This is a genomic window from Candidatus Anaplasma sp. TIGMIC, from assembly GCF_028204095.1.
Classification (GTDB): Bacteria; Pseudomonadota; Alphaproteobacteria; order Rickettsiales; family Anaplasmataceae; genus Anaplasma.
The window spans coordinates 35,716-51,292 of record NZ_JAQLOH010000001.1; the positions used below are offsets into that span (position 1 = coordinate 35,716).

Genomic DNA, 15,577 nt, shown 5'->3' on the forward strand with positions numbered 1-15,577 from the left:
AACACTCCCTAAAAGCTTGCTGGGGGATCAGCCGGATGGATGATAGGCCTCCTGCGCGTTCCACCACCTGAACCAGAAGCTGTACCACCAAACCCAGACATCGGTCCAATAAGAGAACTATCTGCCCGACCCCCGCCTGATCCCCTGTGGAAGCGACTGGACTGCAATTTGTGCTGATCCAACATATGTCCAGTCGTTTTGTCAAAGCCAAATGTGCTAAGTATCGACTGCGCAGCATTGCCGCCAACATCAGACAGATTTGTGAATGCGCCAAACATGATGCTACACATATCCCCACTGTTCAGTACAAAATCCCTAGCCGCATGAACGAGCGCCAGGAAAATCAGAATGTTAAATACCGGACCCGGTAAGCCCAAAAGAACTGTCTCACCCGTGTTTGTAATCTCCCTTATAGTGTCATTAATCGGGGTCATGGGTATAACGCCTATAGGCAGGGGGAAGCTTAACACACATATTTTAGTCAGCATTAAGTCAGCCTTGTAAACACAGGCATCACAAACCTCAAAATTAAGCATTGCGTATATCACTTCGTTAATCGCGTTAATAAGTAGCGCAATACACGAAAATATCAGAACAGGCTGAACTGCAGTCTGAAGAAGAGTTTTGATCCACATATCAAATATGTTTTTAGTCCGCTTGAACAAAACACATATGAGGAAATAGGGCGCAACACTCAAAAGTAGCGCTATTGTCATCATGGAAATCAGGTATATAACAACTGCCTGAAACAAAAACTGCACTAGAACAAAAATGCCCCAGAAGATAAGAACCACAGACAACCACCCAACAGGACCAGCAAATATCATTGCCAACAATTGAATCCAGGTCTGCGACACACTAAACCTGAACAGTATTCCGTCCATAAATCCAAAATCCCCGTCGGATCCAATGCCCCCTGTCATAGCCCCTATCAAGAATTTTGGCCCCCCGATAAAGAGGTTGAACAGTTTGCCATTGAAAAACTCCCAGCTCCCAGGCTGAAGGACCAACATCACGATCACAACCTTGGAGATCATAATCGCAAGTTGAAATACCGAAGCTCTAGAAAAACCGAGGAAGAAATACAAGGCACTCACGACAACATACAGAACTAACATCGCATTCACTGTGGCCATGAAAGTGCTTCGCGTACTGATATGCTCATACATCTTGCGCACTGCGTTATCGGAGCCACTACGCCCATACAGCGCTGCACGAACCTGGCCTTCTGTCCATGACGCAATGTGGCTAAACACCTTTGGAGGAGTCTTCATTACCTTGGCACGGATTTCAAAAAACCCTAGGTTATTCTCATAACCATCACCGTTATCCTTAACACCTATGTATAGATCCCCACTGTCTCCACCCTTTATCTGAATGGGGAAAGTAGAGAAGAAATTTATTTTTTTGTGCTGCGTATCGTTAGAACCGGGTAAACCTACGGGTATACCACTGGAAAACGTATAGTAGAGACTATTTTCTATATGAGCCGAACACTCTTTCTTGATCCTGATGTTATATCCTCCGGCTATACGTAGCTTGCTATCGTTCTTAACAACCAACGTAATTTTATGCTCCTCCTGCTGTGATTCAGTACCACTCGCATCATTAAAAACATACGCTTGATCTAAGTATAGAGGATTTCTTTCTGCCACATGCTTTACAGTGCTTGTTGTTGCAGAAGTACCGTCATACTTGCTTTTAACTTGACCCAACGCTTCAGTAAGGTTTTGCACATTACTGCCACCACGAATACTGTCACTATTGGGAAAAGTACTTGTCGCCTGACTGGCGGCTGGCGCTGTTTTTAGAGTCAAGTCGCTGCCTTCAATGCGAACCATAGGAAGTACATTTTTTCCACCTACGGTAAGTAAATGCCAACCTTTGCAGTCAGTTTTACCCACGTCGCCTTCAGTGGTTCCACCAGTCTTACCGTCACTGCCACACAATTTGCCACAGTTGACATTGATGGAATATTCATCCATGGTGTCCACCAGTCCTTCCCGCAGAGCGCGCATCTCGGCGTGCATATCTGCAAGTTTTTTTTCCTTTTCTTTTTTGTCTTCCTCGTACCTGCTTTCTCTGGTAGAGCTGGTATCGGGAGGAAAGTCCCTTTCAATCTTCTTTTTTATTTCCCCCCTGCTTAGGCAGAGCATCGTATTGCCGCGAGTGTCGCTCGGTTTCACAGTTTTTCCACTGCCGCCTGTATGCATTAAGTACGGCACAACATATTCATCTATCAAAGGTGTCCCCGTACCATCCAGTTGATACCAACTGTTCGAAAATCCATATTTAGAACTAAGCTTGCCGCTAAAGTATATGTAATGCTTGTGATTCATGTTATTTTTCAGGCATGCATCCGTATCCGTAACATGCACATCCTCGTCGTAATTTCTACATATACTCTCATCCACAATGAAATCCTTAACAGGATTAAGTGAAAATGTGATCTCTTCCCCTTTCAATATACGCACAGGAAACTTGATGTCGAACCTCTCTTCCTGCCCAGGTTGAAGCGATGCCGCCTCCGGTATGCGCAAATCATATGCTTCAACCCTAGCGTTTTCACAAAAATTCAGGTAGTAGTTGTCGATTTCTAATGTTATGTCCTTGCCGTTTACAGGAAAATCTACCTTAGTCCAGTAGCTAACCTTTCCCTCAGCACCAGAACCTGGATTTGTGTACACAACACTTCTGATAATATCCCTATATACGTCAGCCTGGGATATGCAGCCATGGTATCCGCACCCAGCTAGAAACATTACAAAAATTATGGGGATAATCCTCGGCACTACACGCTCTCTATCTACTTCAGTTACGCATCACTAAGGTCAGGAAAAACGACATGTCAACAGCCCCAAAATCACGCGAGAGATCCACCATGTCTTTTCCATCACTTACCGCAGGCCACTACCCGCCACTATCTTTTGCACCCTTTGCACGGACACTGCCACCTGATACCTTGTCTGTACCATCTGCACCCTTGTCTCCGCCACTCATGCCGCTACGGAGCCGATTTCCAAGATCCGCAGCCTTACCTGATGCAAAGCTCCTCATCGAAGCAGCTGCACCCATAGCGCCACGAGCCATACTTCGCGGATTCATACCGCCACTACCGATAGCACCAGCCCTAGGATCTCCAGCAAGCTCACCAGCTATGTATGATATAGAACTCAAGAAGTGGTAGAACAGGAAACCAATCAAAACAAAGACCCCTAGCTTAGTCCACATCTCTGCAGTAGCAGCCTTAAACTCCGGTGAACTTACAGAAATCCCCAGGAACAATGGCTTTGTATGGAATCGAACTGAATCGAACATACAAGCAAGATTGCTTTCATTCTCTGGCTTTTCGCACGCCTTACGATCTTTAAGCTCAAACCATATCTTACTGCTGGATGATCCCTGCACCTTAACGGCAGTACTATCACCACGTTTGAACTCTAATTTACCAAAATATAGGTTATCGAAAACGGTGAACATCAGCGACATAAAGGCGAACAGGATAACCGGATACAAGGAGTACGTCATCAACTGCCTAGTCCATCCATCGAAGAAGCCCTTTGTAGCCTGAAACAGACACATAGGAATCATGAGGGGCGAAATTATTGTCAAAACCGTAAGCGCGATCAGCGACAAAAGGAAGACGTACACTGTCCATATGACGGTGAATATAAGCATTAGTACCGCGAAAAACGCCACCAAACATATGATGACCTTTGCATTAATAAGTATCGCAGCAATTAATAACCCCGCGCTAAGCAGCATTGTCAGCACAATGCCCGTGCCAGTACCCATAGTCAGCTGACTACCGAGATAAAACATTACGCGACAGTCAAGCCTATCCCATGGCATTAGGTACACATACCCAGGTGCGTAATCCGATGCCTTGAAATCACAGACACCATTACTGCTCCCAGCAGCTTGCAAGACTATATCGGAAAGTCCAATCGAAAGCTTGGTAAGCTGGTCATATGCGTGAGACATCGCACTGCCCTGAGTGAAGTAGATCACCAAAGCGAACTTTATTACAGTCATGTAAAGCTCTGATGCGTTTTGTACTCCACCCAAAACTGCTTTTATAGAAAACAGTATAAGAGCCAAGATCAGCGCAGCCATCACGCCTTTTTTCAATTTTTCCTGAGCAACTTTCAAAAAGCCAGGGTTAACTGATCTCACAGAGTTAACCCTATTAGAACAGCCTTGAGGAGGCTCAAGCAGATTCTTAAGAGAGTCTACAATACATCCAACTATAACTGCAGTCACAGGGAATACAGATTTAGAGTGCAAATTTGCCACTCCCTTGCATGTCTCAGCCACATAACAGCTGTAACACGCACTATTGTCGTAGCTTTTAATGACCTCTATCCCCTCCTTCGTTGTCTCTTTGTTCGGAACAGATTGCGCGCACATGGGAACTGGCGCAGAATTGGGCCGCAACTGGCAACCAATTTCTGGCTGCCCCGCTAAGCGCATACCTGACAACTTAACCGCATCCACACACAACCTAGAGCCTCTTTCAACCGCTCTATAGGTAACATCATAAATAGTGCCTTCTTGCCCTGCTTCAAGAACTATGCAATCAACAGCATTGTCATTACTGCTCCATGCCCCTGAAACTGCGAGCTTGGCCTTATGCATGTCAACATCACCAAATGTAGACTCCCGGGGATACTTCCCCTCTTTCAGAAGTTCCGTATACGATTTATCTGCAAAGTGCATAGCAAACAGCGCGAAGGGAGATGTAACCAGAGTATTAAGAGGATGGCGATAGCATACCTCTATTTGACGCGAGCTCGAAACACGATTTTTTGGCCATGCGTACTCACTAGCTTGTTTAAATTTTCTCTCGGGGCACATTGGCTCATTCTTACTAGCCTCTTCCAAACTCGTACCAGGAGAAATACATGCGTAGTAATCCGCCATGTTTACGAATTCCTTGTTACAAGTGCCATTTTTGTATTTATCGACAATACTCGTCGCGCCACCTTTGGGATCTGTACACTCCTTGTAGTTCTTTTCCTTATGATCGGGATTTGTTTTGTACTCTTTCTCACCGCTTTCAAATCGCAGCACAGGATGGCGCACAAAGCTCCAGTGACAGGCAAAATATGGCGCTGACGCAGCAACACCTGCCGCTATGGTTGTGATGGATCCAACCATCAGTAGAGTACCAACGAACCTAGACCCAGGCAAATGTGTGTTGAATACTATAACGCCAGTGAGTCCCGCAGCCATAGCTGCACCAATGCCGGCACCACCAATTATCGCCAACTCATCTGAGCCTCCACAACGAGGATTAGTAGCCTCTGCGTGCCGGTAGTTAACTAGGTGATCATCTCCTGCATTGGCACCTTCTGCACTTTTTGTATCTACCGATGCGTACGTTGACAGCGGAACCGCCACCAGCAACACTGCCATTAGTGATATAACCCTGGCTATATTAAGCATTTTTCACCCTTCGATGAAAAATAGGCAACCATACATTAGGGTCATTACCAACCTCTTCCAAAATATCGCGAAGCACAGCAACAGTCTCAGCCCTGCCCGACAAAACATTTATTGTGTCGTCAAGCCCTCTAAGATCTATCCTTGCCACCACAGCACTAACACCCTGCTTCACAAGAAAGAATCTAGTACCAGGATCTGTAAATTTTATTAAAGAATACTCCCGTTCTGTTAGCATAAACACATCCCTGTAGGCACTGGTAGCCTTTAAGTTTGGCAAAAATATCTGCGTCGCGGTTTGCTGAACCAACGTATCACTGATCTGACTCTTGCTCGCGTCCTCCACACTCTGTGTAGCAAAGATAACAAAGGTGTTAAGCTTCCTGAGTACCTTAAGCCAGTCTTTAATTCTCGGAGCAAACACAGGATTGTCTATTAAAGCCCACGCTTCATCCAATACAATTACAGACGGTGTTCCATCCAGAGAAATGCTTATCTTGTGGAAAAGATATAACAACGTAGGAGCAAGTGCTACAGGATCCTTGAGTAGATTACCCATCTCAAAGCCAAAAACACGAGATTTTGTGAAATCTAGAACATCTTCCTCGTTGTCAAATAATGACGCATGAGATCCCTCTGAGTGCCACATCATCATGCGACTTGCTAACGTATCTTCGCCCCCTATACCCAAAAAAGGCACAAGATTACGCAGCATCCTGTCTTCTTTCTTCAGCTTGAAATTTCCTACTATAGCGTCATCAATACGCAATACATCTTCGGGTGTTAATTTGTCAGAAAGCGTAGTAGCAAGTATCTTGAACCACTCCATAAGGAAAGTCCTATTGTCCGCAGTGTCATCAAGATGAAGTGGATTTAACCCGGTAACACCCCTGGGCTCAATTACAGAGTATACGCCGTTCAGCGCCCTTATAAATATTTCAGCACCGTGATCTTTGTCAAAGAAGAATATTCTCGGGGAAAACTTCATCGCTTGAACGCACAAAAAGTTCATCAGCACCGTTTTACCGGCACCTGTAGGGCCTATAATTGCCGTATGCCCTACGTCACGTATGTGAAAGCTGAAGAAAAACGGAGTCCCTGAAGTTGTATCAAAAACGGTCACAGCTTCGCCCCAGTGATTGCCAAATTTCTTGCCACTGGGATAATTGTGCTGGGACGCAAAACCCGCCATGTTGAGAGTGCTTATGACGGCCTTCCTAACAACATACGAAAAATTACCAGGCAGCTGCGCCCAAAATGCAGGCTCCAGATTCACCTTCTCTCTAACTGGGTACACACCACAGTTAGACAATTCCGCCTCTACAAGTGAAAGAGCATTTTCCAAATTTTTCGGCGTTTTTTCTATACATAGAACCGTGAGATGGTGCAATCCAAACGCTATCTTACCACTTGTAGCATCATCCAGAGCTTTAGATATCTCATAGATCTGAGACACAGCCTTATCGGAAGACTGTATCATACGATTCTGCTGAATCTGCATTTTCGTGATCGCAGCCTGCCTATTAGTAAACTTAAAGGACTGCGTTATTATGAACTCGTACGGAAGCTGCAAGAACGCGTCCAACATACCGGCTGATGTAGTCTGCCCATATTCTTTTAGGCTGATAATACCCGCATACCTCGACTCATCATACCCAACCACCTGCACAACCTTGCGCCCAAAATATAACCTGTGCACAGGAAGTTGCCTGGAGATATCACCAAGGTTAACGGCCACATTGTGCACTGCACTACAGTTCACAATCTGTAGTAAAAATTCCATAATTTCAGAGAAGTTACCAGCAGGCGTCTGCCTTATTCCAAGCTCTCTGGGCGCATAGTTGCGCAAGCTGGTAACTACACGATTGGTCACCTCTTCGAGATCCTCATAAGTGGCCCTCATGTCGTTTCTCCAGCCTTCTGTAGCCGCCTTTTTATTTATCTTCTTGAGTAAGTTCACAAACAGCTCCGTGCTTTTCTTACTCCCCTCCCTGACAATCGTTATGTACAGCTCATTGACAAAAGACTGCTTGGTCTTATGCTTCTCTCGCCATTGTAGGTTGACCGAATCTGCAAACGCATTGGAAAACTGCTTACTGGCAAATCCTTCGGTAAATGCATTCCTCCTACGCCTTATTATGTGGAAATACAGACCAAACGAAGACGAGGACATACTGCGCAAAGTCTGGTTACGTATGGAGTTCTGTATAGTGAGATCTTCATCATCCGCAGTCTCAAACGCATATCCCGACAACTTGATAACCTTGAGCAGCGATCCGTCCTTGGTTATAAGAGTGGTGCTGTTCCAATGCCCATGATATGGAAGAAAGTGCGACTCATGACATTCCTTCTCAACGATCTTTCGTTTTTTCGTTGTCGCTATCCTTCCTATTTTTAGCATCTACATGACATCGTAAGAGTTGGCGTTGTGATAGAAGCGATTTAGACATCTGCTGCACTTCTGCATCTTTATGATGAACAAATCCATAAACAGAGGGTCTTTAGCAGATGCCGCAAATCCTAGCGCATGTATACCGGGCGCAAGTATAAACAACACCCTGAAGTCGTTGCTGTACATGAATATCATTACCGAAAGCATGAGATTGGTAATCGCAAAAGTATAGCTAACCCCGAACAGCATAGTGGGCCTAGTCAACCCCTTGAATAGCTGATCTGCTTTCACGCTACCGGACATCACTGAACCACACTTGGTACATGCAACTCTTGACAGACTCTAGCAACAAAAGGTTATCAAACTTTTAACCGCTACAAAGCTACCTTGATGCCCTACAACGCACCTATGCTCTCCAACCTCTGCAAGACAAAGTCCCAATTTAGCAAGTAATCTAGAAATACGTCAATGTATTGCTTCCTAACATTGAGATAGTCAAGATAATAAGCATGCTCCCACACATCCATGGTCACCAAAGGTACTTGCCCTGGCGTCAGTAGGGGCGAATCCGCATTGGGGGCATTGACAACACGCAACTTCTTTGACTCCTGTTCGTATACAAGCCATACCCATCCACTGCCAAACTGCCCTAATCCGCTCGCGGTAAATGCGTTTCTGAACTCATCCATCCCGCCAAAGCTGACATCTATGAGGCCAGACAACTTTTCTGGAGGGTTACCACCACCTCCACGCTTCATGGATTTCCAATAAAAATCATGATTCCATATCTGGGCAGCGTTATTAAATATCGCCCTGCCAGCACTCCCATTTTTGTGCGACCGAACTACTATATCTTCCAAGCTCTCGTTGCCAAGACCTTCAAACTCAGTACCAGCAACAAGTTTGTTCAAGACATCCACATAAGTCCTGTGGTGCCCGTTATAGTGACGGTCTAACAATTTAGCAGAGATATGAGGCTCCAAGCCATCGTAAGGAAGACTGGCTAATTCAAACATTCCTAAATCCCTCGCTGTGCAAACGTAAACTTATAACAATTATATTGTCAAAATGCAACAACTAAGCCCCTGAAGCCATCTAACCCCGCATATGGCACTTACACTTATTTTCCATTTCTGGTAGAAAATATGCATCGCCTCTTGCTCAAGAAGTTGTAAGACACATTGCCACTGCACGTAGCAGTTCTTGCCCCACAGTATCGCATCTCATGCACGAGATCCGTGGCTATTTATACAATCTGGGCGCGAAGATGAATTCTTTTTCGCACAAAACTCTTTCTAATGACTTTCAAAGGATGTAGCATCTTTACCTGAGCGTGACTATCGGTACCTAGTGGTCTGTGGTTTCTCTTTTCGCTGTATTTTCGGAACATTATGGGAAAGAACTTGGCAATGTTGCTCAGGCAACACAGAAAAAGTGTGCGTGTCTTCTTAAGAAGTAAAAAAGACCGTTTCTTCGCCCTGCTTTCTTTGTCAGCGCTAGGCACTTCCGTCGGTATGCTTGTGCTTGTACTGTGCAGTATTGTTACAAATGGCTATAAGGCCTTAACCGTGACGAAAATTTTACTCCATGTGGAAAATACCGAACACGTTAGAAAGGAAGGCTTTTATCTGAGAGAAGACTGCATAAAACTCATAAACAACGCACTGGACAAAGCTCTAGAAGATCACATTGACCTAGAAGACCCAGATGTGAAAAAAGCTGCTCGTAGCGTTATAAGCGATACAGCACATCACGATCTTGCGTGCTTCATCAGCAAGGGTTACAAACTCACTGACGGGCTTTGGCTCAATGCATCTACTGACTTCCTAAACAATGTAAAAAGCAACCCATTGTACTACGAAGTTCTGCGGACGTTGGACAAGCAACATCTGGTGAAGAGAGTCTTTAATCGCGCTTTATTCACGCGCTCTCACTCGAAAGTCCCTGAAAGTGCAGGTATTCTAGGTGCGCTAGTTGGGTCACTACTGACTATAACTGTCTGCCTTGCTATTGCTATTCCCCTGGGAATAATGACTGGCATATGCATGCAGGAGCTCCTGGCAAGCAGTAAAATCGCTTCCATAGTTGAAGTAAGCATAAACAATCTGTCTTCGGTACCGTCCATAATCTTCGGGGTACTGGGTCTTGTTGTGTATCTAAATATTTTTGGCGTTCCGCGATCTTCTTCGCTTGCGGGCGGCATAACTTTGTCTGTAATGATTCTCCCTTACCTGATAGTAACAACTCGGCAGGCACTTGCGTCCGTACCAGACTCAGTGAAGCAGGCTGCTTTCTCCTTAGGGGCTACAGATATACAAGTGATAATGCATCACTCCCTTCCTATGGCTCTGCCTTCGCTAGTTCAGGGCGTAATGGTAAGTGTTGCCAGAATAATAGGGGAATCTTCTCCATTGATTATGATAGGAATGGTGGCGTTTGTCATTGATCTACCCAAAACTTTCTTAGACCCTGCCAGCGTATTGCCAGTGCAGATCTACATATGGGCAAACAACTCAAGTGCTGAGTTCACAAAAATCTCCGCAATAGCGATCATCGCTCTTCTACTTATACTGCTAGTATTGAATATGATAGCCCATTTAATCAAAAAACGACTGGATCACTTTTCCTTCTAAGAGGTTACAAAGCATCACTGCTTGCAGTTCAATACGCGCCTAGTATGAGCATCTTCTACCACCGCTCCATATAAAGGGCTCGTTCTTTCCCACAGCTCTGATGCATCTCCACTTTAATGTCCACAAAACCCGGTTCAGGGTAATCACTACAACACACTCTGATATAATTTATCTGAGCCAATAGCCCCGCTAAAAGAAGCCACCAAGTGCTCTACCAATGCAACAACTCGTGGCTATTTGACTATACAATCCATCACCATGTTTAGTGAAACCTATACATGTAGCAACGCCTATCGGACGGACCGTTAAGGGCCTAGTATGATTATCGAAAAACACAATGCAAAAACCGCTTCCTAACGTAGACAATCCCTTGAGGTTTGTCTAAACAGGTTCAACGCGACGCTGCTTTGTCGTATGACCATAGAATTTATATCCACAAGGGCTTCACCCGGTAGATTTAGTAACCATACATGGCAGGTATCACCGGTAAGATCGCCCCTTCTACCGTGTTACCGATAACTCATGGAGATCTAATGCGTACACATTATCTATTCTGCGTTCGGTCTCGGTATACGCTGCATAGAATCCTCAGGTGCCAGAATATCAACAGTACACATTTAAACCCAAACATTACTGAGAGTAATACTGCACGTAGCCCATGCAGCTGCTTAAGCATCAGGCCGAAGTATAACGGATAGGCAATATAAATTCCCTGTTGCCACATGGTAGCGCGTACTTCCGAATTCTAATTCGCATTTAACTAAAACGTGCAAGTATTGCTGCGCGTTGACACATTGAGATCTTCAGGGCCAAGGTATTAGATTTATACATGTCTACGCGGGAATGCTTTCACACTGCATAGGCACGTTTCTGCCAACAATTAGTCATTAGGTTTCGACACTACTTCAATGTGGCAAAGGGACTCTGAAAGGTCTGCAGTAGCCTAGATTGGGAATGCATAAACCACCAACTAGTAGTCTGCAACACCTTCTCCGTAAACACAAATAGCTACAACGAGGCAACATTGCAGAGTGCACTCAGCAGGACTCGAACCTGCGACCTCTACCTCCGGAGGGTAGCGCTCTATCCTGACTGAGCTACGAGTGCATAACGTTTTCTGCCGCAACAGGAGCTGAAGCAGCATGTAGTTGAGCGTTACGAAGAGCTTTTAGCCTAAGAAAATCATCTTCCGCGTGGTACGAAGACCTCGCCAACGGGCTAGAAGCCACCATGGAAAACCCCTTTGCATACGCCATACGCTTGTATTGCTCAAATTCTTCAGGAGTTACATAACGATGCACATCTATATTAGCCTTGGTCGGCTGCAGATATTGTCCGATCACAATAAAGTCGACACCCGCGCACCTCAGGTCGTCCATAACCTGATACACTTCCTCTTTTTGCTCTCCAAGCCCAACCATTAACCCAGATTTGGTAAACACCCCCGGAGTCTTATCTTTGACCTGCCTCAACAAGTACAGAGAGTTAAAGTACTTTGCCCTTGGCCTAACCCTCGCATACAGCCTGGGCACTGTTTCCAAATTGTGGTTGTACACATCCGGACGAGATGTGGCGATAATATCAACAGCACAGGGCTTATTTTGGAAGTCTGGAGTCAGTATTTCAACAGTAATTGTAGGGTCCCTCATCCTTATTTCACGAATACACTTCGCGAAGTGACTTGCCCCACCATCGGGAAGATCATCACGATCCACAGACGTTATAACAACGTGCTTCAGCCCCAATTTACTTATTGCAGCACCAACTCTCTCAGGCTCTTTGGGATCCAATGCTCGTGGTACACCAAGCTTTACATTACAGAAGGCACAAGCCCTTGTACAAACATCGCCCATGACCATGACCGTAGCGTGACGTTTGTTCCAGCACTCGCCTATGTTTGGGCACGCAGCTTCCTCGCACACGGTATTGAGCTCGTAACGCTTGACTAACCCCCTGACCTCATCAAACACCTTACCGCCCGGCATTTTAACTCTTAGCCAACTGGGCTTACTATCCATAAACCAACACCATCAAATCCAGGGAATACAGAACCTTGCCAACCTACCACCGCAGCACGCATCCGGCTACAGCGTACAGCAAACCGGTGCACCAAAACGCCTTGCCTGTGATATATTAGCGATTTAGCACGCAATTGCAAAGTTTTACTCGTTTGGTTGATTTTACAATACATCGCCGCAGGCCCATCGTACCGGAAATTAATAACTTGCTGGGACATCTAAGAAAATTGGAAATAGTTCACGCATCACACGCCGTAATCAAAGCATCATGTGCAAAAACTGTATATTACAGACAACAGGGCTTATCTGCGCACCAGTAACGCACTGTAGATACGGACTGCCAAACAAATAATTTCATGGAATTCCGCACTCGCATTGGGTGACGCTCCACACAAGGCAGTATAAATAACATATGGAATGATAACTAGCGACAGTGAAGGAAAATTCCCAACACATATCTGCGTGCCAGCGTCATATTGCCTATGGTAAGCTAAACATGCATGAAGCTCTGTTTTCTTACAATACATTACACCTCGTACAGAACTAGAAATGGTATGGCATTTGACCGTAATATGTGACAAACCCATAATCGAAATTTTAAAACCGTGTGCCAGCGCCTCGCCAGCCACTGGGGAAGGATGTTGCACGGAACCTCATGCACTTCATGTCTATGGTGCTGAGTTTTATGGAACATGAAGTAAACTCGGCATGGAATCCGCGGTGTGCGCTTTTAAAGCTTCACAGAACACACTATTAAATTAGCTGCACTAACGGGTACCTCAAGGTCATCAGATTAAAGCGCGGAAAGCTTGTAGTCCTCTTGACAAAGAGAGAAGAGAAACCAATCCATGAAAAATCTCTTTTACGAAGTACAAGTGGCGCATAAAACGTCGAGTACACGGAACTCATGCAGAATAACAAAACCCATAGTAAGCTCACGCTCGCGCTCCTATACCAATACAGAATCAATCCTTGAATTTATGCCTCAGCAGAAAAAAATGCGTTTTTCGATTACTTATCAGTCACAGCCACACTGACATAAAGCAGGCAAAATACGGCTCTCATAGGCGTGTGTCACAGAACTACAAAAACTGTAATGCATCCGTCTCAATGAGCACTATACACACGCGCTACTTGGCCCAGATCACATTATAGAGAGCATGCCAAACATGCACCGCGTAGGTTCACGTACGTAACACATACGACAACACATCGCATAATATCACAAAACCTCTGTAAGCCCCGATGATAAACCACTTGGAACTGGGTTGATGCAACGCTATGGTACACAGCGAAGTTTAAGACATATGCATACACTTACGCCCGTGGAAGCACAATGTACGAGTTACCACAACAAGTCCACCGCCACAAACTGCATCCGGTAGCACATTTATACACTCGCACTCAGACCTATAATCCAGCCACTGTGGCGAAAGCTATTGCACTTAACCTCTACCTAACCTGCTGAGCTGCCACTACTATCTGCTGCTCCGCAGCAACAACCGTAATACTCTCCAGCGTAGAACTAGGAACTGCTCCCCTGCCAGTATTTCTGCTATAAGTCTCCCGCTCACACTGTATACCACTGTACTGCGTAGACACAAATACAGATGAATACCCAAATTCTCGAGCACTGCACCTAATACCCTCAGCGCTCTCAAAAATAACGCTGCGTTCGCATCTCTCTTCCCTCATTCTACTATGCTCAAACTGAATGTGGGCTTGTCGATGAAATGTGGATGAAGGAACACCTTGACCGGGAATGTGACAAGACTGAGTATCGCGACCTGCAACAGTCTCTTGGATCCTTGCACGATCCTGAGCCACTCCACGTGCCCTACCACCTGTTTGCCCAACAGCCGCGTCTACTCCCCTTATAACTTGCATGGTGTTTTTCACAACTTCCTGCATCACCATAAGAACACCTGTTGCTACAGCGCTCACAGCCTGGTCAAGAATCGACATAATCCTTCCAGCAACCCTGTAACCAAAGTCACCGGCCATCCTCTGTGCGTGTGTAAGTAATATACTCTCCGAGAGCACCATTCTTTCATCCCATTTGGATGCCAGCGTGCCTATATTGAACAGGTCTGCAACGCATCTATCCATACTTGACTGGTAGCCATATACGCAGCTGGCTGCAATCTGCATACTGCCAACTTCTTGCATATTGCCACGTAGTGCTATATTCTCCACATCCATAAGATGCCCCATAGACGCGGAGTATGACATGCGAGGCTCAATCCCTACAACGCTGTGATATGCATTAAGTGTCAGTGTGGCGTGAGATAAAGAGTGCGCCACCAACATAAGAAAAAATTGATCCAGACTTTGAAACGACTTAGCGTTTTTCAGCTGCACCTGCAGTTTCATCAGTAACGAAAGCCTTTCCTGTAGGATCTTACGCACCTCGGGATCCTCTTCCCTTTCCAAGGCCTCCCTAAGCTCTTTAATCTGCTCCTCTAACAGTTGCCTCAAATTTAGTGACTCTTTGCTTGAAAGCAACTTTCTGAACATCGTTATCAGCGCTTCAAGAAGCAACCTCTTCTTGCGCCGATCTCTGGATGCAAAGGCCTTATGCCCACTTTCCGAAATGTCACAATAAACAAGTTTCTCGTAGCATTCGCCAAAGAATCTGAGCAACCTCTTCACTAACGACTGCTTCAACTCTAGGCTATTTGCTCCAGTGAGACCAAGACCTAGTTCGGGTTCTGGGATCTCCGATGCGTCGCTGTGCTCTTTGTGCTCATCAAAGCCCTCAGAATACTCCTTCGCATCCGAAGATAGCGAACGCGCAAACTCCAAAAACTCCCTGGATAACTCACCGATAAACTCTTGAGCTTGCTGATCTTCAATCCTTATCCTGGCACACGCCCTGATATCGCAATCAGCGTCACTGTATGCATCGGTATCATCGTTTAAACATTGTCGCATGTCGTTCGTACCAACATCAGAGCAAATTAGATAGGAAAAGCCTTAAATTGTAAATCTTCCCAGTAAAAAATCACATACCAGAACAATACACATAACGCCACTCACCCAAACGCAAGAAAACACATCCGAAGCCCACGGTGTCTGTATAGCCGTAA

At 45.4% G+C, this 15,577-nt stretch carries 8 protein-coding genes and 1 tRNA gene; 1 reads left to right on the plus strand and 8 read right to left on the minus strand.

Annotation, left to right across the window (positions count from 1 at the left end; genetic code table 11):
- Positions 1 to 8 precede the first annotated feature (8 nt).
- The 5 genes from PGW94_RS00115 to PGW94_RS00135 form a co-directional block, all read right to left on the minus strand.
- Positions 9 to 2,762 carry a type IV secretion system protein gene (locus PGW94_RS00115; RefSeq protein ID WP_271757124.1) on the minus strand — a complete coding sequence of 918 codons (2,754 nt, stop codon included), beginning with the start codon at positions 2,760 to 2,762 and terminating at the stop codon, positions 9 to 11.
- A gap of 148 nt (positions 2,763 to 2,910) precedes the next feature.
- A complete protein-coding gene (locus PGW94_RS00120; protein WP_271757127.1) occupies positions 2,911 to 5,448 on the minus strand; it encodes a type IV secretion system protein in 2,538 nt (845 codons plus the stop codon).
- A complete protein-coding gene (locus PGW94_RS00125; RefSeq protein WP_271757129.1) occupies positions 5,441 to 7,846 on the minus strand; it encodes a VirB4 family type IV secretion/conjugal transfer ATPase in 2,406 nt (801 codons plus the stop codon). The genes PGW94_RS00120 and PGW94_RS00125 overlap by 8 nt, the downstream gene beginning before the upstream one ends.
- The gene (locus tag PGW94_RS00130) at positions 7,847 to 8,143 is read right to left on the minus strand and encodes a type IV secretion system protein VirB3 (protein ID WP_271757133.1); all 297 of its coding nucleotides are present in this window, start codon (positions 8,141 to 8,143) and stop codon (positions 7,847 to 7,849) included.
- A gap of 89 nt (positions 8,144 to 8,232) precedes the next feature.
- A complete protein-coding gene (locus tag PGW94_RS00135) occupies positions 8,233 to 8,853 on the minus strand; it encodes a superoxide dismutase (RefSeq protein ID WP_271757136.1) in 621 nt (206 codons plus the stop codon).
- A gap of 375 nt (positions 8,854 to 9,228) precedes the next feature.
- On the opposite strand from PGW94_RS00135, the gene pstA reads away from it, so the two are divergent.
- Positions 9,229 to 10,470, plus strand: a complete 1,242-nt coding sequence (gene pstA / locus PGW94_RS00140) for a phosphate ABC transporter permease PstA (protein ID WP_271757138.1) — start codon at positions 9,229 to 9,231, stop codon at positions 10,468 to 10,470.
- Between the two features lie 1,032 nt (positions 10,471 to 11,502).
- On the opposite strand, the gene PGW94_RS00145 is transcribed toward pstA, so the two are convergent.
- The 3 genes from PGW94_RS00145 to PGW94_RS00155 all read right to left on the minus strand — a co-directional run bounded on the left by PGW94_RS00145 (position 11,503) and on the right by PGW94_RS00155 (position 15,422).
- A tRNA-Arg gene (locus tag PGW94_RS00145) sits at positions 11,503 to 11,577 on the minus strand.
- Positions 11,568 to 12,488, minus strand: coding sequence for a lipoyl synthase (gene lipA / locus PGW94_RS00150; RefSeq protein ID WP_271757141.1), 921 nt, complete (start codon positions 12,486 to 12,488; stop codon positions 11,568 to 11,570). The genes PGW94_RS00145 and lipA overlap by 10 nt, the downstream gene beginning before the upstream one ends.
- 1,452 nt (positions 12,489 to 13,940) lie before the next feature.
- A complete protein-coding gene (locus PGW94_RS00155; protein WP_271757145.1) occupies positions 13,941 to 15,422 on the minus strand; it encodes a hypothetical protein in 1,482 nt (493 codons plus the stop codon).
- Between the last annotated feature and the right edge of the window lie 155 nt (positions 15,423 to 15,577).